Origin of the sequence: Burkholderia sp. Se-20378 (assembly GCF_017104665.1) — a bacterium.
Lineage (GTDB): Bacteria > Pseudomonadota > Gammaproteobacteria > Burkholderiales > Burkholderiaceae > Burkholderia > Burkholderia lata.
This window is the reverse complement of record NZ_JAAGPG010000708.1, coordinates 1-3,662: the sequence shown is the minus strand read 5'-3', so window position 1 is coordinate 3,662 and position 3,662 is coordinate 1. Positions and strand designations below refer to the sequence as shown.

Genomic DNA, 3,662 nt, shown 5'->3' with positions numbered 1-3,662 from the left:
GCCGCCGCGCGGCCGCCTCGCAGGCGGCTGCGGCGGCCGCGGAGCGCCCTTTTTGGGCAGGGTTTCGCCGTCATCGCTTTTTCGCGATTTGCGCGTTATATTTTCTAGATATTGGCGCAGCCGACGGGGATCGACCCGATACGGCGCCCGCTTGCGATTCAGTTACAATACGTGCCCGCTGGAGTACGGCAACAAACAGGCCCGGTTCTTGCTGAACCAGTTTTCCGGGCATCGCAACCGCGCCGGATCGCCAATCCGCCTCCCGGCCGCGGCCGATGCGATGTGCCGCGCAGCACACCGGTTCGCAGCGCGCGCAACTCCGCGCCAGGCCTATCCTGGTATTTGAGAACCGGTTTTCCAGAGGCTTTCGGCCCCGCGGCGGCAAATCGCAAATGATTGCAAGCGCGGTTGCGGGTAATCCCAAAGTGCAGGCAATATCTCTTGATTTGCCGCACATTGAAGAAGCAAGCAGATGACGAAGAAACTCTTGACCGAAGCCGAAATCCTGAAGATGAGCGACAAGGATTACATGAATGAGGATCAGCTCGCCTTCTTCAAAAATCGGCTCGAACAGTTGCAGGCGGACATCCTCAAGAATGCAGGCCAGACGACCGAGAACCTGCGCGAGACGGTGATCGTGCCCGATCCCGCCGATCGCGCGACGATCGAGGAAGAGCACGCGCTCGAACTGCGTACGCGCGATCGCGAACGCAAGCTCCTCAAGAAGGTTCAGCAGTCGCTCGCCCGCATCGATTCCGGCGATTACGGCTGGTGCGAGGAAACCGGCGAGCCGATCGGCATTCCGCGCCTGCTCGCGCGTCCGACCGCCACGCTGTCGCTCGAAGCGCAAGAGCGCCGCGAGCTGCGCCAGAAGCTGTTCGGCGACTGATCGAGCGGCATTCCGCTCAGACACGCTGCTTCCCGAAAGCGCGCGGCCTGCCGCGCGCTTTTTGTTTTTCCGGCACCGGTTCCCGGCCGGCCGCCGATTTGCCTCCCTCCTCTTGATATCCCGGCGCCCGCCCTAAAATGAAACGGACGCGCGCCGGGCCGCTTCCCGGCGCACTGCGAGTTACGCGGCGGCGCCTCGCGCCCCCCCGACTCTTCCCCGTTTTTCTCAAGGAACGCAGATGGAGCAATTTCACGGCACGACCATCGTTTCGGTCCGACGCGGCGACAAGGTCGCGCTCGGCGGCGACGGCCAGGTAACCCTCGGCAACATCGTCATGAAGGGTGGCGCGCGGAAAGTGCGGCGGATCTACAACAACCAGGTACTGGTCGGATTCGCGGGCGGCACCGCCGATGCGTTCTCGCTGCTCGACCGCTTCGAGGCGAAGCTCGAGAAGCACCAGGGCAACCTGACCCGCGCGGCCGTCGAGCTCGCGAAGGACTGGCGCACCGACCGGATGCTGCGCCGCCTCGAGGCGATGCTGATCACGGCCGATGCCACCACCACGCTCGTAATCACCGGCAACGGCGACGTACTCGATCCCGAAGGCGGAATCTGCGCGATCGGCTCGGGCGGTGCGTATGCGCAGGCCGCGGCCCGCGCGCTCGCGGAGAACACCGAGCTGTCGCCGCGCGAGATCGTCGAGAAGTCGCTCGAGATCGCCGGTGACATGTGCATCTATACGAACCACAACCGCATCATCGAAACGATCGAGTAAGGACCGCACCATGAGCACCATGACCCCTGCCGAGATCGTCTCGGAACTCGACAAGCACATCATCGGCCAGGCGAAGGCGAAGAAAGCCGTCGCGGTTGCGCTGCGCAACCGCTGGCGCCGCCAGCAGGTCGCCGACCCGCTGCGCCAGGAAATCACGCCGAAGAACATCCTGATGATCGGGCCGACGGGTGTCGGCAAGACCGAAATCGCACGCCGCCTCGCGAAGCTCGCCGATGCGCCGTTCATCAAGATCGAAGCGACCAAGTTCACCGAAGTCGGCTACGTCGGCCGCGACGTCGACAGCATCGTGCGCGACCTGATCGAGATCTCGGTCAAGCAGACGCGTGAAACCGAGATGCGCAAGGTGCGCAGCAAGGCGACCGACCAGGCGGAAGACCGCATCCTCGACATCCTGCTGCCGCAACCGCGCGCGGTGGGCTTCGGCGGCAATGCCGAGCACGCGAACGACGACAACAACGCGACGCGCCAGACGTTCCGCAAGCGCCTGCGCGAAGGCCAGCTCGACGACAAGGAAGTCGAGCTCGACCTCGAGCAGCCGTCGGCCGGCATGGACATCATGGCGCCGCCGGGCATGGAAGAGATGACCGAGCAGATCCGCTCGATGTTCTCGAACCTCGGCAGCGGCAAGAAGCAGCGCCGCAAGGTGAAGATCAAGGAAGCGCTGAAGCTGCTGACCGACGAGGAAGCGGCGAAGATGCTCAACGACGAGGAAGTGAAGACGAAAGCCGTGCAGAACGTCGAGCAGAACGGCATCGTGTTCCTCGACGAGATCGACAAGATCACGTCGCGCAACAACGAAGGCAGCGGCGGCGAAGTGTCGCGCCAGGGCGTGCAGCGCGACCTGCTGCCGCTCGTCGAAGGCACGACGGTCAACACCAAGTACGGGATGGTGAAGACCGACCACATCCTGTTCATCGCGAGCGGCGCGTTCCACCTCGCGAAGCCGAGCGACCTGATTCCGGAACTGCAGGGCCGCTTCCCGATCCGCGTCGAGCTCGACTCGCTGTCGGTGAACGACTTCGAAGCGATCCTCGTCGCGACCGACGCAAGCCTCGTCAAGCAGTACCAGGCGCTGCTCGCGACCGAAGACGTGCAGCTCGAATTCGCCGACGACGGTATCCGCCGTCTCGCGGAGATTGCCTATGCGGTCAACGAGAAGACCGAGAACATCGGTGCGCGCCGGCTGTACACGGTGATCGAGAAACTGCTCGAGGAAGTGTCGTTCTCGGCCGGCAACCATGCGGGCGAGCGCGTGACGATCGACGCGGAGTATGTCAACCGCGCACTCGGCGAAGTGTCGCAGAACGAAGACCTGTCGCGCTACGTGCTGTAACGCGCGCGGCGTCGGACGAAAAACGGGCGGCCCCTTCCGGGGTCGCCCGTTTTTTCATGGCCACGCGATGCGGCGCACGTGCCGGCCCCTGGAACGCGGCTGATGGCACGCATTCTGGTGCGTCCCTATAATCCGGACTCCCCTGGCTACGTACCGACGCAGTCGTCACCGCTTTCGAATGACCATCTACCCGTCCATCGCCGGCCGATTCGTGCCGGCCTTGCTCGCGCTCACGCGCGCCGACATCCTTTCGCTCCTGCGCCGGATCAGGCGGGATTCGCTGCGGCGCTACAACGTCGCGTTCGCACTCGCGTGGCTGGGCACGCTGGCAGGCATCGCACTCGCCAGCGTGGCGCTCAGCATCGGCATCCGCTCCATTGCGAGTGACGTATCGGCAACGCCGTGGCCGATGGCCATTCCGATCGTGATCGGCGGATTCGCGCCGTTTCTCGCGAACGTAGTCTACTCGGCGCTCATCGCGCTCCTGCTGAAACGCGAGATCGTCGCCTGCTTGCCGCAAGCGTCAAGCTCGCCCGGCTGACGCGCCCCCGCTTACTGCCGCACCGGCTTCTTCGCGAGCTTGCGCTGCAGCGTGCGGCGATGCATGTTCAACGCACGCGCGGTCGCCGAAATATTGTTGTTGT

Annotated in this window: 5 protein-coding genes; 4 read left to right on the top strand and 1 reads right to left on the bottom strand. The window is 64.3% G+C overall.

Translation table 11 applies throughout. From position 1 onward, the window contains the following. Positions 1-472 precede the first annotated feature (472 nt). From dksA to G3N93_RS36375, 4 genes are all read left to right on the top strand, one after another. Entirely contained in the window at positions 473-889 is a 417-nt protein-coding gene (gene dksA / locus G3N93_RS36390) for an RNA polymerase-binding protein DksA (RefSeq protein ID WP_006477498.1), read from the top strand. A 238-nt stretch (positions 890-1,127) separates the two neighbouring features. Continuing rightward, complete coding sequence (gene hslV / locus G3N93_RS36385) at positions 1,128-1,664, top strand: ATP-dependent protease subunit HslV (RefSeq protein WP_006760749.1); 537 nt, start codon at positions 1,128-1,130, stop codon at positions 1,662-1,664. Between the two features lie 10 nt (positions 1,665-1,674). Then, entirely contained in the window at positions 1,675-3,018 is a 1,344-nt protein-coding gene (gene hslU, locus G3N93_RS36380; RefSeq protein ID WP_174937441.1) for an ATP-dependent protease ATPase subunit HslU, read from the top strand. A 178-nt stretch (positions 3,019-3,196) separates the two neighbouring features. Then, a complete protein-coding gene (locus G3N93_RS36375) occupies positions 3,197-3,559 on the top strand; it encodes a hypothetical protein (protein ID WP_206135178.1) in 363 nt (120 codons plus the stop codon). An 11-nt stretch (positions 3,560-3,570) separates the two neighbouring features. Here G3N93_RS36375 and G3N93_RS36370 read toward each other — a convergent pair. After that, on the bottom strand, positions 3,571-3,662 hold a 92-nt coding region (locus tag G3N93_RS36370; RefSeq protein ID WP_277396599.1), incomplete at its 5' end, for a helix-turn-helix domain-containing protein.

Bases quoted from the DNA above. Each gene is read 5' to 3' on its own strand.
- G3N93_RS36375 (WP_206135178.1), top strand. From the start codon at position 3,197: ATGACCATCTACCCGTCCATCGCCGGCCGATTCGTGCCGGCCTTGCTC.
- hslU (WP_174937441.1), top strand. From the start codon at position 1,675: ATGAGCACCATGACCCCTGCCGAGATCGTCTCGGAACTCGACAAGCAC.
- dksA (WP_006477498.1), top strand. From the start codon at position 473: ATGACGAAGAAACTCTTGACCGAAGCCGAAATCCTGAAGATGAGCGAC.
- hslV (WP_006760749.1), top strand. From the start codon at position 1,128: ATGGAGCAATTTCACGGCACGACCATCGTTTCGGTCCGACGCGGCGAC.